1 protein-coding gene is annotated in these 567 nt (G+C 42.3%); it reads left to right on the top strand.

The window, feature by feature from the left end; genetic code table 11:
• Positions 1-61: 61 nt before the first annotated feature.
• Positions 62-567 (top strand): lysozyme (locus tag ACFINE_RS09960; RefSeq protein WP_375621916.1); only part of this gene is annotated, 506 nt, incomplete at its 3' end.

Here is a 567-nt window from a genome sequence, read left to right as displayed (position 1 = left end):
AAAGATGTCAATTTTTTAATCCAGCTCTGCTTTTTGCGGAGCTTTTTTTATGGAGAAGCATATGCGAAAAATATCATCAGAAGGACTTGCACTTATCAAACAATGGGAAGGTTTGCGTTTAAACGCCTATAAAGATGCCATTGGGGTGTGGACAATAGGTTATGGACATACAAACAATGCTGGAAAACCTTTTGTTCATAAAGGCATGGCAATCACTGAAAAGCAAGCAGAAGAACTTCTTTGCCAAGACTTAAGACAATTTGAAAATGCTGTTGAACGCGCTGTTACAGTTTCATTAACAGATGAACAATTCGCGGCGTTAGTGTCCTTTTGCTATAATGTAGGAACAGGAGCCTTTTGTAACTCGACACTGTTAAAAAAGCTCAATCAAGGTGAATATGAAGCTGTCCCTGCAGAGCTACAGAAATGGACCAAAGCAGGCGGTAAGCGTCTTGAAGGTCTCGCACACCGGCGTGCGGCAGAAACAGGCTTATGGGCGAAAGGGGCTTTTGTTTCCTCCAATTATCAAACAGTAGAAACGCAAGCACCAACGGGGGTTTTCAAAGC

Source organism: Bartonella sp. AA97HXZ (genome assembly GCF_042196985.1).
Classification (GTDB): Bacteria; Pseudomonadota; Alphaproteobacteria; order Rhizobiales; family Rhizobiaceae; genus Bartonella.
This window is presented reverse-complemented; position numbering and strand designations above follow the sequence as displayed.